Annotated in this window: 15 protein-coding genes; 11 read left to right on the top strand and 4 right to left on the bottom strand. The window is 72.0% G+C overall.

Annotated elements, in window-relative coordinates; all coding sequences use genetic code 11:
- Window positions 1-456: 456 nt before the first annotated feature.
- A complete protein-coding gene (locus tag ACWC2B_RS20750) occupies window positions 457-897 on the top strand; it encodes a VOC family protein (protein WP_450718585.1) in 441 nt (146 codons plus the stop codon).
- Between the two features lie 98 nt (window positions 898-995).
- On the opposite strand, the gene ACWC2B_RS20745 is transcribed toward ACWC2B_RS20750, so the two are convergent.
- Entirely contained in the window at window positions 996-1,322 is a 327-nt protein-coding gene (locus ACWC2B_RS20745; protein WP_450718583.1) for a hypothetical protein, read from the bottom strand.
- A 231-nt stretch (window positions 1,323-1,553) separates the two neighbouring features.
- A complete protein-coding gene (locus ACWC2B_RS20740) occupies window positions 1,554-2,408 on the bottom strand; it encodes an iron-sulfur protein (RefSeq protein ID WP_450718581.1) in 855 nt (284 codons plus the stop codon).
- 173 nt (window positions 2,409-2,581) lie between these two features.
- Here ACWC2B_RS20740 and ACWC2B_RS20735 point away from each other — a divergent pair, with 173 nt between their 5' ends.
- From ACWC2B_RS20735 to ACWC2B_RS20690, 10 genes are all read left to right on the top strand, one after another.
- A complete protein-coding gene (locus ACWC2B_RS20735) occupies window positions 2,582-3,586 on the top strand; it encodes a FecCD family ABC transporter permease (protein ID WP_450718627.1) in 1,005 nt (334 codons plus the stop codon).
- Window positions 3,583-4,644, top strand: a complete 1,062-nt coding sequence (locus ACWC2B_RS20730) for a FecCD family ABC transporter permease (protein WP_450718579.1) — start codon at window positions 3,583-3,585, stop codon at window positions 4,642-4,644. The genes ACWC2B_RS20735 and ACWC2B_RS20730 overlap by 4 nt, the downstream gene beginning before the upstream one ends.
- The gene (locus ACWC2B_RS20725; protein WP_450718577.1) at window positions 4,641-5,501 is read left to right on the top strand and encodes an ABC transporter ATP-binding protein; all 861 of its coding nucleotides are present in this window, start codon (window positions 4,641-4,643) and stop codon (window positions 5,499-5,501) included. Before ACWC2B_RS20730 ends, ACWC2B_RS20725 begins: the two co-directional genes overlap by 4 nt.
- Before the next feature lie 39 nt (window positions 5,502-5,540).
- Window positions 5,541-6,557 (top strand): ABC transporter substrate-binding protein, encoded by a 1,017-nt coding sequence (locus ACWC2B_RS20720; RefSeq protein ID WP_450718575.1) that lies wholly within the window; start codon window positions 5,541-5,543, stop codon window positions 6,555-6,557.
- Between the two features lie 70 nt (window positions 6,558-6,627).
- Complete coding sequence (locus ACWC2B_RS20715) at window positions 6,628-7,818, top strand: ATP-grasp domain-containing protein (RefSeq protein WP_450718573.1); 1,191 nt, start codon at window positions 6,628-6,630, stop codon at window positions 7,816-7,818.
- Entirely contained in the window at window positions 7,800-9,617 is a 1,818-nt protein-coding gene (locus ACWC2B_RS20710) for an IucA/IucC family protein (protein ID WP_450718571.1), read from the top strand. Before ACWC2B_RS20715 ends, ACWC2B_RS20710 begins: the two co-directional genes overlap by 19 nt.
- Window positions 9,614-10,855 (top strand): MFS transporter, encoded by a 1,242-nt coding sequence (locus tag ACWC2B_RS20705; protein WP_450718569.1) that lies wholly within the window; start codon window positions 9,614-9,616, stop codon window positions 10,853-10,855. The genes ACWC2B_RS20710 and ACWC2B_RS20705 overlap by 4 nt, the downstream gene beginning before the upstream one ends.
- Window positions 10,855-12,606 carry an IucA/IucC family protein gene (locus tag ACWC2B_RS20700; RefSeq protein WP_450718567.1) on the top strand — a complete coding sequence of 584 codons (1,752 nt, stop codon included), beginning with the start codon at window positions 10,855-10,857 and terminating at the stop codon, window positions 12,604-12,606. The genes ACWC2B_RS20705 and ACWC2B_RS20700 overlap by 1 nt, the downstream gene beginning before the upstream one ends.
- Window positions 12,603-13,814 carry a type III PLP-dependent enzyme gene (locus tag ACWC2B_RS20695; protein WP_450718565.1) on the top strand — a complete coding sequence of 404 codons (1,212 nt, stop codon included), beginning with the start codon at window positions 12,603-12,605 and terminating at the stop codon, window positions 13,812-13,814. Before ACWC2B_RS20700 ends, ACWC2B_RS20695 begins: the two co-directional genes overlap by 4 nt.
- 1 nt (window position 13,815) lies before the next feature.
- Entirely contained in the window at window positions 13,816-14,616 is an 801-nt protein-coding gene (locus ACWC2B_RS20690) for an HpcH/HpaI aldolase family protein (protein ID WP_450718563.1), read from the top strand.
- A gap of 10 nt (window positions 14,617-14,626) precedes the next feature.
- Here ACWC2B_RS20690 and ACWC2B_RS20685 read toward each other — a convergent pair whose 3' ends face one another.
- Both ACWC2B_RS20685 and ACWC2B_RS20680 read right to left on the bottom strand, forming a co-directional pair.
- A complete protein-coding gene (locus tag ACWC2B_RS20685) occupies window positions 14,627-15,637 on the bottom strand; it encodes a DUF1259 domain-containing protein (protein WP_450718561.1) in 1,011 nt (336 codons plus the stop codon).
- 220 nt (window positions 15,638-15,857) lie between these two features.
- Window positions 15,858-16,907: a quinone oxidoreductase family protein gene (locus ACWC2B_RS20680; protein ID WP_450718559.1), complete on the bottom strand. Its 1,050-nt coding sequence runs from the start codon at window positions 16,905-16,907 to the stop codon at window positions 15,858-15,860.
- Window positions 16,908-16,937: the final 30 nt, after the last annotated feature.

Genomic DNA, 16,937 nt, shown 5'->3' with positions numbered 1-16,937 from the left:
GGCCGCTGGCGCCCGCCGTGCGAGCTCCAGATTGCGGAGTTGACCGAAGGACTCACGTCGGTTGAGCACCGGTTGTCCCGGCAGGAGATTACCCGGGAGACGGTCGCGACCACGCCCGGGTACCGCGCGATACGGCGCCGTACGGTACGGCACGCGCCTCGGCGGGGCCGGCACTCCACATGGCGATGACCGGAGCGCGGCGCGCAGGCGCGCACCGCGTGCGCGCCGCAGGCCAGTTCGCCCCAGCGGCGCCAGGCGATGTTCCCCAGCAAGAGCGGCCATCCGCGCCGTACTCACCCTCGGTGGACACCTGGCTCGCTGGTCTGCTGTAGCGGTGCTGAGGCGATCCAGATTTTCGGTGTCCGAGGGCTGCGGATGTCGATAACGTGCCACCGGCTCCGTCCCAGGGACAGCGGCGGACACCACCGGCCACACGAGGAAGAAGGAGAAGCCAGCATGGCGATTCAGCGGATGGACAACGTCGGCATCGTCGTCGAGGACATGGATGCCGCCATCGCGTTCTTCGTGGAACTCGGTATGGAGCTGGAGGGCAGAACGGAGGTCGAGGGCCTCTTCGCCGACCATTGCACCGGGCTCGACGGCGTCCACTGTGACATCGCGATGGTCCGGACCCCGGACGGTCAGAGCCGGCTCGAACTGGCCAAGTACCTGAGTCCCGCGGCGATCAGCGCCGGACCGCGCAACCGGCCGCACAACATCGTGGGCACGCACCGCGTCATGTTCGCCGTCGACGACATCGAAGACACCGTTGCCCGCCTGCGCCCTCACGGCGCCGAACTCGTCGGCGAGATCGCCCGGTTCGAGGACAGCTATCTGCTCTGCTACCTCCGCGGCCCGGAGGGCATCATCGTCGGACTGGCCGAGCAACTGCGCTGAGAAGGAGAAACCGAACCAGACAGCAGAACGAGATCATCGAGGTTCTGAACCGCCGACGAGCCGGAGCTGCTGGCCGCCCGTGACGTGGCCCGGCTGGCCTACGTCGCCAAGAACGGAACCCGGCGCAACGTACCCCTCCGCAAACGCCAGCCGTTTGGCGACGGCGCGGCGAGAGCGCCGGATGGCGTACGGATCACGTTCGGCAACGTTCCCAGGGCCGCGTCGAGGGTGGCCAGCCAGCGCCGGGCGTCGAGGAAGCCTTCCTCGGGCAGGTACCAGGCGCACAGGGCGCGGTCGTTGTCCAATGGGTGGTATCCGGGAATGTCCGACGGGTCGGTCTCCTGGCACCCCAGCCGGTACTCGGCCGCGACCTGGGCGATCGCCGTGAAAGAGGCGTCGTCCAGGCGCGAGAAGACCGCGTTCAACGTGACGAACGTGCCGCTGCCGTAGCCGTTACCCAGCCGTTCCCCGTGCCGGTCGAGAGAAGTGGAGGCCCGGAGTCAAGGCACTCGTGAAGCGGGCGGTGAGTTGACACCCCGAAGGCGGTCGGCTTCCGTCCCGGAGCGGTGTGTGATCAAGCGCCGCGCGCGTGCAGGACTCCCCGACTCCGCCGGGGCGTAGCCCTGTCACGGCTCACAGACAGAGGCCCCGGCCCTTCAGCACCCCGTGACCCTCCTCAGCCGCTCCGCGTCCGAGGTCCGGGGGCAGGTCAGGCAGGCCGCGTCCGGGCGGATCGCGTAGTAGAGGCAGCAGCCGATCCGGGTGCGGGTCAGGTGGGGCTGTCCGGTGCGGTCGTGCAGGGTGCGGAAGTCGGCGCCGCCCGGGAATGGGGCGAGTGGGCCGGGAAGCAGTTCGGTGGCGGCTCGCACCGCGCGGGCCTCCTCGCCCAGCATTCGGCCGAGGTACCAGATCCCGGACACCAGGTCGTCGCCGACCATGCCCCACAAGGCGCGCTGACCGCGCCGCAGTTGGGGCGCGAGTGCGGTGAGCATCGGGTGTGCGTGCTCGACCGCGGCGGCCCGGAGTTCGGCGCGCAGCGCCTTTTCATCGGCGGCCGGCAGCGCTCCCGCGGCGGTGACGGCGGGGTCGTCAGGAAGGCACGCGAAGCCTCCGGGAACGACGGCGAAGTCCGCAGTACACAGCTGGATGTGCACGGCGCTCGGGCTGAGGCGCGGCACCCTGCGTTCGAGATACCAGGGGCCGCTCAGCAACAGGCTTACCGTCCACAGGTAGTGGTGCAGGGCTCTGGAGGCGGCGACGTCCCGGCGGGCCGCGCCACCCGTGACGGCCCGAATGCGGGCGGCCTCCGCGTCCACGAAGGCGTCCAGGAGGTCGGGACGTGACATCAGCTCCTCAACGGTGACCCACCCTTCGGCAGGTTCCGACGCATCCGCGACGGTCACGCGCAGCGCTTCACAGACCCGCGTCAGGCGGCCGTAGCTCCCGCCGAGCAGGGCGGAGCACGTCGCGGGGGCGGCGGGCGCAGGAGCCGGGGCCGGGGCCGAAAGCATGGCACTCCCGTGATCAAATTCGTTAAGGTGAGGCTCACCTTACCCCCCTCGCTCCAGTCGGATCCGGGGAGTTCGGGCAGTCGGGCGCGCCGCGGCGAAGGCGGGCCCGGTTGACAAACTTAGGTATAGCTAACCTAATCTTTGCTCTCGTGTCCACGAACGACTCGGCCGCCCTGCCAGGCGCCCCACCTGCCTCAACCGCCCGAAGGATCCCGGTCCTCCTCCTCGGCGTCGTCGCCCTTGTGGTGTGCGCCGCACTGAGCCTGGCGGTGGGGTCGCGGTCGGTTCCGCTCTCCACCGTCGCCGACGCCCTGTTCCATGACGGGAGCGGACGCGACGCCCTGGTGGTCACCGGACTGCGGTTGCCGCGCACGGTCATCGGACTCGCCGTCGGCGCCGCGCTCGGAGTGGCCGGGGCGGTCGCGCAGGGCATCACCCGCAACCCGCTGGCCTCGCCGACCACCCTCGGGATCAACGCCGGAGCGGGCTTGGCGGTGGTCGTCGCGATCTTCGCGCTGCATCTCAACCACCCGTCGCAGTATGTGTGGTTCGCGTTCGCCGGAGCGGCGGGGGCGGCGCTGTTCGCCCAGGCACTCGCCCGGCGCGGCGGCGACCTCGATCCGGTGCGGCTCGCGCTCGGCGGCACCGTACTCCAACTGGTCCTGTTCTCCTGGACCTCGGCGGTGATGCTGGCCAGTCAGCGGACACTGGACGAGGCCCGGTTCTGGCTGGCGGGTTCGCTGGCCGGGCGGACCTTCGACGTGCTGTGGCCGGTGCTGCCGACGCTGGTGCTCGGTCTGGTGCTCGCCCTGGCCATCTCCCCCGCGCTCAATGCCCTTGCCCTGGGCGACGATTCGGCCCAGTCGCTCGGCGTCCCGGTGGCACGGATCCGCCTTGCCGGCGGCATCGCGGTGATCCTGCTTGCCGGCTCCGCGGTCGCCGTCGCCGGGCCCGTCGCTTTCGTCGGTCTCGCCGCGCCGCACCTGGTGCGACCGCTGCTCGGCAACGACCACCGGCTCGTGGTGCCGGGCTGCCTGGTCGCGGGACCGCTGCTGCTGCTCGCCGCGGACATCCTGGGCCGCGTCGTGCTCCGGCCCTCCGAACTGGAGGTCGGCATCGTCACGGCCTTCCTCGGCGCGCCCCTGCTCGCCCTGCTCGCCCGGAAGGTGGCCCGGTGACCGAGACCCTGCGCCCCCCGCGGCCCGTTCCGGCCGAACCCGTCGGCACCAAGGCCCGCCAGCGGCGCCGCACCGCCCTGGTCGGCGCCGTCGCCTTCGCCCTCCTGCTCGCCCTCGCCACCGTCGCCCTCACCGCCGGCGAGGTCACGATGGCCCCGTCGGCCGCGCTGCGCGGACTGATCGGCCTCGGGGATCCGGGCGACGTATTCGTGGTGCAGCAGTTCCGGGCGCCCCGCCTTGCCGCGGCGATCATCGCCGGTGGCGGACTCGCCGTCGCGGGCTCCCTGCTGCAACGACTGTTCCGCAATCCCCTCGCCTCCCCCGATGTCATGGGGATCACCGGCGGCGCCTCGTTCGGCGCGGTGTCCCTGCTGGCCGTCGGCGCCTCGCAGACCCTCCTCCCGCTCGGCGCGCTGTGTGGCGGACTCCTCGCCGCCCTGCTGCTCGGGGTGTTCGCCTGGCGCTCGGGACTCGCCGTCACCCGCCTGGTCCTCGTCGGTCTCGCCGTGCAGGCGGGCCTCGCCGCCGCGGTGAACTTCATGGTCGTACGCTTCCCGGCCGAACTCGCCGGCTCCGCGCGGCAGTGGACCACCGGCTCGCTCTACGGCCGCACCTGGACCGAGGTGTGGGGCGCGGCCGGTGCGATGCTCCTCGCCCTGGCCGCCGCCTTCGTCCTGCACCGCAGGCTGGCCGTGCTCGACCTCGGCGACGACTCTGCGGGCGCGCTGGGCCTGAACACCTCCGCCGCCCGGCTCCAACTCCTCGTCACCGTCATCGCGTTGGCCTCCCTGGCCGCCGCGCTCTCCGGTCCGGTCGGCTTCGTGGCGCTCGCCGTACCGCACGTGGTCCGTTTCCTCACCGGCCCGCCGACCCCCGCGACGCTGGCAGTCACCGGCCTGACCGGAGCCGTACTGCTGCTCACGTCCGACCTCGTCGTCCAGCACCTGCTCGCGGTCAAGGGACTGCCGGTGGGCGTGGTCACCGCGACCCTCGGCGCCCCCTGGCTCCTTGTGCTGATGATCCGTCAGGGCAAGCCCGTCAACAGGAGTACCGCATGACCACCCAGCAGTCGAAGCGCACCGAGCCGCAGGCCCAGGGGCAGCCCAATGAACTCTCCACCAGCGGACTCGACCTGCGCTACGGCGACCGGACCGTCATCGGCGGCCTCGATCTGGTGCTCCCCGGCAGCGCCGTCACGGCCATCGTCGGCCCCAACGCCTGTGGCAAGTCGACCCTGTTGCGCGGCCTGACCCGGCTGCTCGCGCCGGCCGGCGGCACGGTCGCCCTGGACGGCGCGGACATCCACCGCATGTCGGCCCGTTCGCTCGCCCTGCGCATGGGACTGCTGCCGCAGCAGCCGGTCACTCCGGAGGCGATCACCGTCGAGTCCCTCGTGCGGCTCGGACGCTACCCCCACCAGCGGCTCCTGCGGCCCTGGTCGGCCGCGGACCAGGCCGCGGTGGAGGCGGCGCTGGAGCGCACCGGCACCACGGCGCTGCGCGACACGCCAGTGGACCAGCTCTCCGGCGGTCAGCGCCAACGCGCCTGGATCGCGCTGGCGCTGGCCCAGGACACCGAACTGCTGCTGCTCGACGAGCCCACGACCTTCCTGGACCTGCGCCACCAGCTCGACGTACTCGACCTGGTCGCCGAACTGCACGCCGAGGCCGGCCGCACCATCGTGATGGTGCTGCACGACCTCGGGCAGGCGGCCCGCTATGCGGACCATCTGGTCGTCCTCAAGGACGGGCAGTTGGCCGCGGCCGGGGCGCCGGCCGATGTCCTCGACGCCGACCTGGTCAAGTCCGTGTTCGACGTGGACTGCCGGGTGATCCCCGACCCGGAGACCGGCACCCCGCTGGTCATCCCCAAGAGCACCGCGGCCCGGCACACCGCCGTCGTAGTCCCTGCCTGACCCTCCCCTTCAGCACTCACCGCCAGAAAGCGAACCCTCATGGCCATCACCACCACTCGGCGCGCGACCGGCCGGATCGGCGCGACGCTGCTCGCCGCAGCCCTCGGCGCCGCCGCCCTCACCGGCTGCGGCAGCGAGAAGAGCGCCACGAACGACCAGGGGAACGCCGGCGCGGCCTCCGGGGCCTTCCCGCGCACCGTCAAGACCGCGATGGGCGACGTCAAGATCCCCGCGAAGCCGAAGCGGGTCGTCGTGCTCGACACCGGTGAACTGGACGACGTCACCATGCTCGGCATCAAGCCGGTCGGCGCGGTCTCCCCGCACATGAAGACCGAGGGCGGCTTCCCGCAGTACCTCAAGGACAAGACGGGCGGCGTGACCGATGTCGGTCCGCTGCTCGAACCCAACCTGGAGAGGATCGCCTCCCTCAAGCCCGACCTGATCCTCTCCTCGAAGGTCCGGCACGGGAAGGTGTACGACAAGCTCAAGGGGATCGCCCCCACCGTCTTCACCGACACCACCGGCGGCCCGTGGAAGGCCAACCTCAAGGTCCACGCCGAGGCCCTCGGCATGGAGAAGCAGGCCGGCGACGCCCTGCGGTCCTACGAGACCCAGGCCAAGGCCCTGGGCGAGGCCGTCAAGAAGAAGTACGACGGCAAGATGCCCACCGCCTCCGTCGTCCGCTTCGTCGCCGGCCCGACCCGCCTGTACCAGAAGTCCTCGTACAGCGGTGTCGTCCTGAACGACATCGGCCTGCAGCGCCCGGCCTCGCAGTCCTCCGAGGACCCGAAGGTCACGATGAAGGACGTCAGCCCGGAGCAGATCGACCGGGCCGACGCCGACCTCGTCTTCGTCACCACCGCCGACGAGCCGTCCAAGACCAAGCAGCAGGACGTGATCTCCAACCCGGTCTGGAAGGACCTCAAGGCCGTCAAGAACGGCAAGGTCTTCACCGTCCCCGACGAGACATGGATGTCCGGCATCGGCATCCAGGCCGCCCATCACGTGCTCGCCGACGTGGCCAAGGCCACCGGCGTCGAGCTCCCCGCCAAGTAGCCCCTTTGCCCGGGGCGGGCCCCGTCCGGCCCGCCCCGCCTCCACCCCGGTCCGGAAGGGGTTCGCACCCATGCGCCTCTATCTGCTCGCCCTCAACCCGACCGACTCGGTCACCGAAGGCTTCCTGCCCGCCGCCCGCCGGCTGGGCCTGGACGTCACCGTCCTCACCGACCTGCCCGAGCCGCACCGCCTGCGCAGCCCGGACGTCGAGGTGCTCGCCTGCGACGTGCGCGACCACCGCGCCGTGATCTCCACGATCGCCACCCACCACCGGGCCGACGCGGTCTTCACCAACAGCGACCACCTGCAGACCCAGACCGCCCTGGCCGCCGCCTACTTCGGCCTCCCCGCCAAGGACTGGCGCGCCGCGCTGCGCACCAAGGACAAGGCCGAGATGCGCCGCCACCTCGCGGCCACCGGCGCCGACACCGTCTGGTCGGCCGAGCTCGCCGCAGGCCAGGACCCCACGGACCTGCTCGCCGCGATGGTCCCCTTCCCCTGCGTCGTCAAGCCCCGCGAAGGCGTCGCCAGCGAGGATGTGGTGCTGGCCGGCACACCCGACGAACTGGTCCTGCGCTGCAAGGAGATACAGCAGCGCCGCCCCCGAGCGGCCCTGGTCGTCGAGGAGTACCTCGCCGGGGAGCTGCACACCCTGGAGACCCTCGGCGACGGCCGGATCCGCCATGTCCTCGGCGGCTTCCGCACCCAGCTCTCCCCGCCCCCGTACTTCATCGAGGAGCGCCACACCTACGTGCCCGCGCACCCGGAGCCGGTCGTCACCCAGGTGCTCGCCCAACTGGACGCCCTGGGTGTCGGGTTCGGCGCCTGCCACACCGAGTTCGTGGTGCACGAGGGCCGGGCGCGGATCATCGAGGTGAACTACCGGGTGATCGGCGACCAGTGCGACCTCATGCTCCAACAGCTCCTGGACGTCCCCCTGTTCGAGCACATCCTGCGTACACACCTGGGTGAGCCGCTCCCCGCCGACCTCGGAGCCCGCGACGACGGCAGGGCTCGCATCGACCATCTCTGCGCCACGAGCGCCGGAACCCTCACCGAGGCCCCCGCCGCGGCCGACCTGACCGTGGACGGCGTCCACCTGGCCTACCGCCCGCTGCGCGAGGTCGGCGAGCGGCACGAGCTGCACCACACCAACCGCGACTACGTCGGCGTTCTCCGGGCCACCGGGACCGACCAGGCGGCCGTGGACCGGGCCGTGGAGCGGTTCCTCGCCGACCAGCGATGGGAGTTCACCCCGTGACGACCGCTCCCACCACAACACGTTCGGCGGCCGCCACAGCCGTCGACGCCGACGAGGCGGCTCTGGCACTGCGCGTGCTCAGCGCCATGCTGCGGGAGGACGTCGTCGGCCTGCGCACCGCGGGCACCCCCGTCGAGCTGGCGGACGGCCGGTGGCTGCGGCTCGCCCCCGACGATCCCGCAGGGGCGCTGCTGCTGCCGGTGGCCGACGACGGCTTCCAGTGCGCGCGGGCCGCCCGGCTGCCGCTGCTGCGCCGCGAGGCGGACGGCACCGAACTGACCGGTGTCCAGGACATCGTCGACGCGCTGCGTGCGCTCGCCGACCCCGCCGACCGCGGCGGCTTCGACGACTTCGCGAAGGAGTGCCGCCAGACCCTCGCCACGATGCGGCTGCACACCGTCACCCGCGACGAGGTGGACGCCTCCCTCACCGCCCGCTACGGCACCGACCCCGCACACTGGACGGGCCTGGCGGCCACCCTCGCCCACGACACGCTCGCGGCCCGTCTCGACCACCCCGTCTACCCGACCGCGCGCGGCCGCTCCGGCCTCGACGAGGCCCAACTCCGTTCCTACGCACCCGAGTTCCACCCCCGCTTCGCGCTGCGCTGGCTCGCGCTGCCCCGCGAGGCGGTCACGGTGCCCGGCGGCCCCGAGGCCCTGCCCGCGTACTGGCCCACCCCCGCCGACCTCGGCCTCGGCCACCTGGGCGACAGCCACCTCGCGCTTCCCGTACACCCCCTCTCGCTCGGTACGCCGTTGCGCGAGGCCCTGCGCGAACAGGGCCTGACCGACAGTGCCGTGCTCTCCGAGAGCCCGTACCTCGATGTCGTCCCCACCTTGTCGATGCGCACGGTCGCCCTCGCCGACGACCCGGCGCTCCATCTCAAGGTGCCGCTCGCCACCGCCACCCTGGGCCTGCGCAACCGCCGCACCATCAAGCCCCGTACGCTCCGCAACGGCGCGGTGAGCCAGCGGATGCTGGGGAGCGTGATCTCGCGCGAGGAACGGTTCGCCGAGACGGTCCTGCTCGCCGACGAGAGCGTGTACGCCCACGCCGGTCACGAGCTCCTCGCCGTCCTGTGCCGCGGCTACCCCACGGCGCTCGACACCGACGCCGTCGTGCCCATGGCCGCGCTGCTCAGCCGGGCGCCCGGCGGCCGTCTCGTGCTCGGCCACCTCGCCGACCGGTTCTACGGCGGCGACCCGCTCGCCCTGCTCGACGCCGTTCTCGCGCTCCTCTTCGACTGGCAGACCACGCTCTTCGGGTACGGCATCGCGCTGGAGTCCCACCAGCAGAACATCTCGCTGGTGTTCCACGAGGGCACGGACGGACCGCGGCTGCGACTGCTTCTCAAGGACAACGACGGTCCGCGCCTGAACCTGGTCCGCCTGCGCGAGCGGCTCGGCGCCGATGCCCCGGGACGGGACGACTTCACCGACCCGCGGATCATCGCCGACGGGGACCGGGCCCTGACCGACCTGTTCACCACCATCACCGTGCACCTGTGTGCGGGCGCCTACGCCTTCGGCCTCGCCGAGCACGGGCACGCCCCGCTGGACGTGCTGCTGCGGCTCGTACGCGACCGGCTCGCCGAAGCCGTCGAACGGCTCGGCACCGGGCCCGGCTCGCCGGGCGCCGTGCTGCGTGCCCACGTACTGGACGCGCCGGTCCTCCCCGTCAAGGCGATGATCACCGCCGGCACGCTGCTCAGCAAGGAACGCTCCGGCGCCGCCGACATCAACAAGCACTACACCGATGGCCCCAACTACCTTGTGCGGGCGGCGAGTTCACGATGAGCGCTCCCACGTCCGCACCGGCCGAGGCGGTCCAGTCCCCGGCGGCCCCGGCCGGCTTCGGCCGTCGCCAGGTGTACGCCGTCGCGGGCTGCTACTTCGTGGCGTCGTTCGCCGCACTCGGCCTGCCGCCGTACCTCACCGAGATCCTTCCGCAGCTCGGCGACGAAGGCGCCCGCTGGGCCGGTCTGCTGTATGTCGTGCCCACCGTCTTCGGCGGGCTCGGCGCCCCGCTGTGGGGCCGGCTCGCCGACCGCTACGGCCGCAAACGGCTGCTGCTGCGCGCCCAGTTGGGCCTCGCGCTCGCCTTCCTCCTCGCCGGGTGGGCCGACTCCCTGGCGACGTTCACCGCGGCGCTGGTCCTCCAGGGTGTCCTCGGCGGCACGTTCGCCGCGTCCAACGGCTACCTGGCGGCCGCCCTCCAAGGCCCGTCCCTGTCCAAGGCCCTCACCTTGATGCAGGGCAGCGCGCGGGCGGCCCTCGTCCTCGCACCGATCCTCGTCGGCGCGCTGTCGCCCTGGCTGTCCCCGCACCGCCAGTACGCGCTGCTCGCCGTGCTTCCGCTCGGCGCCGCACTGCTGCTGGCCACGCTCCCCGAACCGAAGGCCACCGCACCCGAACCGAAGAGCACCGAGGCGCGGGACACCCCGGAGCCCACCGCTCCCCCGGCCGTGCCTCTGCGGGCCCTCTACGCCCTCGAATTCGGCTTCGTCTTCTCGACCGTCATCTCCTTCCCCTATCTGATCTCCCTCGTCAAGGAACAGCTTCCGGGCACCGGGCCGGTGCTGGCCGCGGTCCTGTTCGCGCTGCCGCACGTCTGCTATCTGGTGGCCGCGATACCCGTGCACGCCGCCCTCCAGGGCCGGGCCAAGCTCGGCATCGCGGTCGGCTTCGGCTGCATCGCGCTGGGCCTCGCCGGGCACGGTGTGGCCGAGTCGCCGGCCGCCTTCGTCGCCGCACGGCTGCTGCTCGGCGCCGGGCTCACCCTCGGCCTGGTCGGCCGGTCCCTGTTGGCCGCCGACTGCGCCAAGGGCCGCGCGCCCAGCGGCATGTTCGGTTCCCTCGAATTCTTCTCCAAGGCCGGAGCGGTGACCGCGGGCCTCGCCGCCGCGGCGGGCAACGCCTGGTACGGGCCCACCGCGCCCGTAATCACCGGCACCGCGGCCGCCCTTCTCGCGGCCTGCCTGGTCGCCCTCCCCGCTCTGATCCGCCGCTCGTCCTCTCCTCTCTGGAGCCGTTGATGTCGCTGCCGACCGGCACCGCCCCGCTCGCCCCTCTTACCGCCTCCGCTCCTCGCGAGCTGCCCACCGCCGACGAGGCCGTGGCGCACACTCTGTTGAACTGTCTGCTGCGCGAAGTGTCGGGACCCGAGCACCAGACCGCCGTGGCCGACGGCCATCTGCTGCTGCGGCTGCCCCGCCGCGGTGTGGTGCTGAGGGTCGCGCTGCGCCGGACCTCCCTGTTCGGCGCGCACCGCTTCACCGGCCCGGTGACCGAGCAGCGCGACGGCGCGTGGGCCGAGGTCGGCTGGCGCGCGCTCGCCGAGCACACCCGCGCCGAGCTCTCGCTGCGTACGGGTGTGAGCAACGACGAGTTCCTGGAGCAGATCACCTCCAGCCACCAGGGCGTCTCCGCGGCGCTGTCGGCCCGGACCGGCCGCACCGACGAGGCCGACCGATACCTGGCCTCCGAACAGTCCCTCCTGTTCGGCCACCGCTTCCACCCCACCCCCAAGGCCCGTACCGGCGACGCCGGTTCCTGGTCCTCCTACGCCCCCGAGGCCGGGGCCGCCTTCCCCCTGCGCCATCTCGCCGTCCGCGCGGAGCTGATCGCCGAAGAGCGCGCGCAGGCGGGCGCGGCCGCCCCGTTGGACCGGCTGCACCCCGACGTTCCGGACGGTTACCGGCTGCTGCCCGTGCACCCCTGGCAGTACGAGCTGCTGCACGAGCACCCCGCGTTGCGCGCGGCTCTGGACCGGGGCGACATCCTCGACCTCGGTACGGGCACGCGGCCGTTCGCGGCCACCGCGTCCGTACGCACCCTGTACGACGGCGACACGTTCCTGAAGTTCAGCCTGAACGTGCGCATCACCAACTGCCTGCGCAAGAACGCCAGTTACGAACTGTCGGGCGCCGTCGCCCTGACCCGCCTGCTGGAACCGGCACTGACCGACCTGGAGACCCGTTTCCCCGGCAGCGCCATGCTCCGCGAACCCGCCTACCGCAGCCTCGCACTGCCCGGCCCCGGCGGCGCCCCGGACCTCGCCCTGCTCGAAGGCTTCGGCGTAATCGTCCGCGAAGGCCTGGCGCAGCGGCAGTTGCCCGGGACCACCGCTCTGCTCGCCGCGGCGGTCGCCGACGAGTACCCGACCGGTCCCGGCCACATCTCCCACCTGCTCGACGGGGCGGGCCCACAGGCCGCGCTCGACTGGTGGGCGGCCTATCTCGACCTGCTCGTCCCGCCCGTGCTCGCCGCCTACTTCGACCACGGCCTGGTGCTCGAACCGCACCTCCAGAACGTCATGGTGTGCGTAGACGGCGACGGCATGCCCGCCCAGGTCCTCTTCCGCGATCTGGAGGGCACCAAGCTCCTGCCCGAGCACCACGCCGAGACCCTCGCCTCCCTGCCCGCCGATGTCGCCGCCCCGATGACGTACGACGCGCAGCGCGGCTGGGACCGGGTCGTGTACTGCCTGTTCGTCAACCACATCGCCGAACTGCTCGCCGCTCTCGCCGACCTGCACCCGCAGTCCGAGCCCGCCCTGTGGGCGCGCGTGCGCTCCACCATCGAGAAGTTCGCCGACCGCGACGGCTGCCCGCCCCTGCTCGCCGCGCTGCTCGCGGGAGTACCGCTGCCCGCCAAGGCCAACCTGCTCACCCGCTGGGAGCGCAAGGCCGACCGGGAGGCCGGCTATGTCCGCCTGCCCTCGCCGCTCGCCGAGGACGTCCTGTCCTCGGCCGTCCGCGCCGACACCTCCTGGAACGCCCGATGAACACTCCCACCCCCGCCGTCCACGACCTCGCCCTCGCCCTGTCGCCCGCCGAACTCCCCTGCTACGTCTACGACTTGACGGCTCTGCGCGACCACGCGGAAGCGGTACGGGCCGCGCTGCCCGACCGGGTCGAGCTGTACTACGCCGCGAAGGCCAACCCGGATCCCGAGATCCTGACCGCGCTCGCCCCGTACGTCGACGGTTTCGAAGTCTCCTCCGGAGGCGAACTCACCCACGTCCACAAGGCGGTTCCCGGTCGTCCGCTCGCCTTCGGCGGCCCGGGCAAGACCCCCTCTGAGATCGCGGCCGCTCTGGAGACCGGCGTACAGCGCTTCCACGTGGAGAGCCTCCACGAACTGCGGATGCTCGTCGAACTGGCCGCCCGCACACCCCGTCAGGAGCCGGTCCAGGTCCTGCTCCGCTTCAACCTCCCCTTGGCCGACGGCTCGCTGGAGAACAGCTCACTCGCGATGGGAGGCCGCCCCACGCCGTTCGGACTCGACCCGGCGCAGGCCGACGAGGCCGTCCGGCTGCTCACCGGCGGCACCTGCCCCCACCTCCAACTACGGGGCGTACACGCACATCTCGCCAGCGGCCTCGAAGCCTCGGAGCAGCTGGCGGTGGCCGAGTCGGTGGTGGTCTGGGCGGTGGACCTGGCGGCTCGCCACGGCGTCCCCATCACCGAGGTGAACGTCGGCGGCGGCATGGCGGTCGACTACGCCGACCCGTCGCGCCGCTTCGACTGGGCCGCCTACGGCGCGGGGCTCGGTGAACTCGCCGATGCCCACCCGTCGTTGACGCTCCGCATCGAGCCGGGCCGCGCTCTGACCGCGTACTGCGGCTGGTACGCGACCGAGGTGCTCGATGTGAAGGACAGCCACGGTGAGGAGTTCGCGGTGGTCCGCGGCGGCACCCACCATCTGCGCACCCCGGCGACGAAGGGACACGACCAGCCGTGCGCGGTGCTGCCCGTGGCAGCGTGGCCGCACCCCTGGCCCCGCCCTGCGGCCCGGCAGGACCGGGTCACCCTGACCGGCCAACTGTGCACACCCAAGGACGTGTTGGCACGCCAGGTCCCGGCGGCCGGGCTGCGCGCGGGCGACCGGGTGGCCTTCGCGCTCACCGGCGCCTACGCCTGGAACATCTCCCACCATGACTTCCTGATGCACCCGCACCCCTCCTTCCACTACGTGGGCGGGGGCCGCTGACATGCTGCGGCCCAACGCCGTCAAGGCGAAGCTCGCGGCGGGCGAGGAGGCGGACGGACTGTTCTGCTCGATTCCGGAGCCCGCGCTGGTCGAGATGATCGGCTGCGCCGGGTACGACTTCGCGGTGCTCGACACCGAGCATCTCCTCGTCGATCCCCAGCAGTTGGAGAACCTGATCCGGGCCGCCGAGGCCACCGGTCTCACCCCGTTCGTCCGCGTGCCCGAAGGCGACCCGGGGGCGGTCCTGCGTGCACTCGACGCCGGCGCGATGGGCATCGTCGTCCCCCATGTGCGCGGCCGCGCCGATGTCGACACCGCGATCCGGGCCGCACGGTACGCGCCGGAGGGCATGCGCTCCCTCAACGGCGGGCGCGGCCCGGGCTTCGGCCGGATCGACCCCGTCGCGTACATGAAACAGGCCAACGCCGAGGTCATGGTCGTGGCGCTGATCGAGGACGCCGAAGGGGTGGCGGCGATCGACAGCATCCTGGCCGGCGGCGGCATCGACATGGTCCTGCCGGGCCCCGCCGACCTGTCGCAGTCCTACGGTGTCCCCTGGCAGCTGCGCCACCCGCTCGTCCGCGATGCCGTCCACGCGGTACAGGCCGCCTGCGCCCGCCATGGAGTGCCGTTCTGCGCCATGGCCACCACCCCCGAACGCCGCGCACACTGGCGCGCCCTCGGTGTCACCGCGTTCGTCCTGGGCGAGGAACGCGACCTGGCGGCACGCGCGTTGCGCGGCCATCTGGAGGGGCACCGGCGAGTGTGTGTGCCAGACGCCGCGGGCCCGGGCGGGGTTTAGACACAGGCTCTCAGGACTCCGGGGCGGGCGGCGCCAGGTTGGTGGCGTCCAGGGCCGGGCGCAGGCCCCTGGCCAGCTCGGCGCCGTCCCCGATTCCCCAGTAGTGCAGGTAGAACAGGCGGGGTTCGTCGTCCAGCATGTGGTTGTGCAGTTCGACGAGTTCGAAGCCGCCCTCGTGCAGGGCCCGGATGACCTTCTGCACTTCGTGTGCGGTCATCACGATGTCGCCGGTGACCGCGGCCCGCTCGTCCCCCAGGGCCTGGAACTTGATCACCGTGTCGACACCGATGGGTGCGGGCAGCACATGGCCGTGCGAGGTGACGGTCTCGCCGCGTCCGATGAAGAACTTGTAAGTGCGGCCTTCGGCGATGCCCTTGCGGCCCAGTGCCTCGTCGATCTCGGCGGTGTCCAGGTCGATGGGCTTGGTGCTCTCCGGCGGCGGCACCGCGACGGGGTCGCCGCTGACTTCCAGAACCGCCTTGAGTTTGCGGGCGAGGGTGACCGGGTCGCCCATGGCCTGATAGTGCGTCCACCAGATGGGGGGCGTCTGGTCGGGCAGGTGCTTGTGGAGGGCGGTCTGCTCGAAGCCCGCCTTCTGAAGGGCTTCGGTGGCCTTGGGGAGTTCGTCCTCAGTGAGCACCAGGTCGCCCATGAGCATGGTGCCGTCGCAGTACCGGGCGAAGTCCGCCGCGCCGTTGAGCGCGAGCGACGACCCGATGTCCACTCCCCGGCTGGTGACCTTCAGATCCCTGCGGGGCAGCGAGACCCCGTAGACCACCTTCTCCCGCAACGCACCGGTGCGGCCCAGCGCCTTGGCGACCGCTCGCCAGTCGGCGTCCGCCGTGGCGATCGGGCGTTGCAGCCGGGGGCAGTGGGCGCGCTCCGGAGCTCCCGCGTGGCCGTCGGCGCGGTGCCCGTCGGCGGCACCGCAACCGGTCAGGGCGAAGGCGGATGCGGTGAGCGCGGCCAGCGCGCCCAGGACTGACGGTGCGCCGGTGCGCCCGCGTCGGGTGGCAGACATGGGAACCTTCTTCGTCCGGGTAAGCGCCCCCGCCTGCGCCTATGTGACTGCATGACTGCATGACTGGTTCCCGGTCCGGGGGCCAGATGTGTGCGCCCGCGCCCGCGTTCGCCCACTCGGCCGACAAAGGCTGCCTCTCCCTGCCTCCTGGGCACTGTGCTGCTCGGAGGAACACCTGATGCCGCCCCGAAGCAAGCCGTACCCGAGTGGAACAGCGAGGTCAGTCCCCCACTTCGAGCACCGCCTGGCCGCGGGAGACCCCCGCCTCGACGGCACGATGGGCGTCACCCACGGATTCCCACGGCATGGGATCCACAAATCTCTCCGGGATGCGGAAGCCGTCCGCCACATCCCGCCACAAGGCGGCGATCTCCGTGCGGTTGCCGGTGCGGACCCCGATGAGTGACTGGGAATGGAGGTAGAACGGCAGCAGCGGCAGGGGTATCGGCTCGTGGGAAATCGCTCCGGACACGACGATCCTGCCCATGTCAGCCAGCGTTTCGCGGTACTTGTGCCAGACCGCCGGGATGCCGAGGTTGTCGATGACGCAGTCGACGCCCCACTCGCCTGTCACCTCGCGAATGGCGCCGGCGAGGTCCTCCGCGTCACCGTCGAGAGCCGCTCGTAGGGGCAGGCCGTCCAGGCAGCCCGGTTTGACGGCCAGCCGGTCGACACCGATGACATGGGCTCCGCGAAATCCGGCGAGCGATGCGGCGGTCGCACCGAGCGACCCCGCCGCACCGATCACCAGTACGTTGCTGCCCGGGCCGACAAGACCGGCGTCAAGTTGTGCTCTGGCGACGGGCCCGTTGCCCGCCAGCGCCGCCGCCTGGGTGAAGGGGACGTCATCCGGCAGCAGCGAGACGTTGGTCTGCGGCGCCACGCACGAGTGCGCGTAGCTGCCCTGCCGGTGTACGCCGATCAGAGCGAACGACGAGCACGCCTCTTCACGGAGGGCCCGGCAGGCGCGGCAGCTTCCGCATGAAAGTACCGCGGAGACGGCTACTCGCCTCCCGATCAGCGCCGGGTCCGCGCCGGGACCGACGGCGTCGACCACGCCGGCGTGCTCACTGCCGAGTACATGCGGGAATCCCGGTACCTGCCCCGCGAAAGGAGGGCGTCCGGCCCGGGTCGCGATGTCCTTCGTGCGGCCGACCACGACCGTCGACACCCGGACCCGGACCTCGCCGGGCCCAGGTTCGGGATCAGCCAGTTCCGCGAGGTGGATCACCTCTGGGCCGCCGAACTCCTCGATGACGAGCGCTTTCACCGGTCCGTACCTTCCGTCGGTGGGGCGGCG

This window comes from Streptomyces sp. NPDC001415, assembly GCF_053597395.1.
The sequence above is the reverse complement of the archived record's forward strand: the minus strand, read 5'-3'. Positions and strand labels throughout refer to the sequence as shown.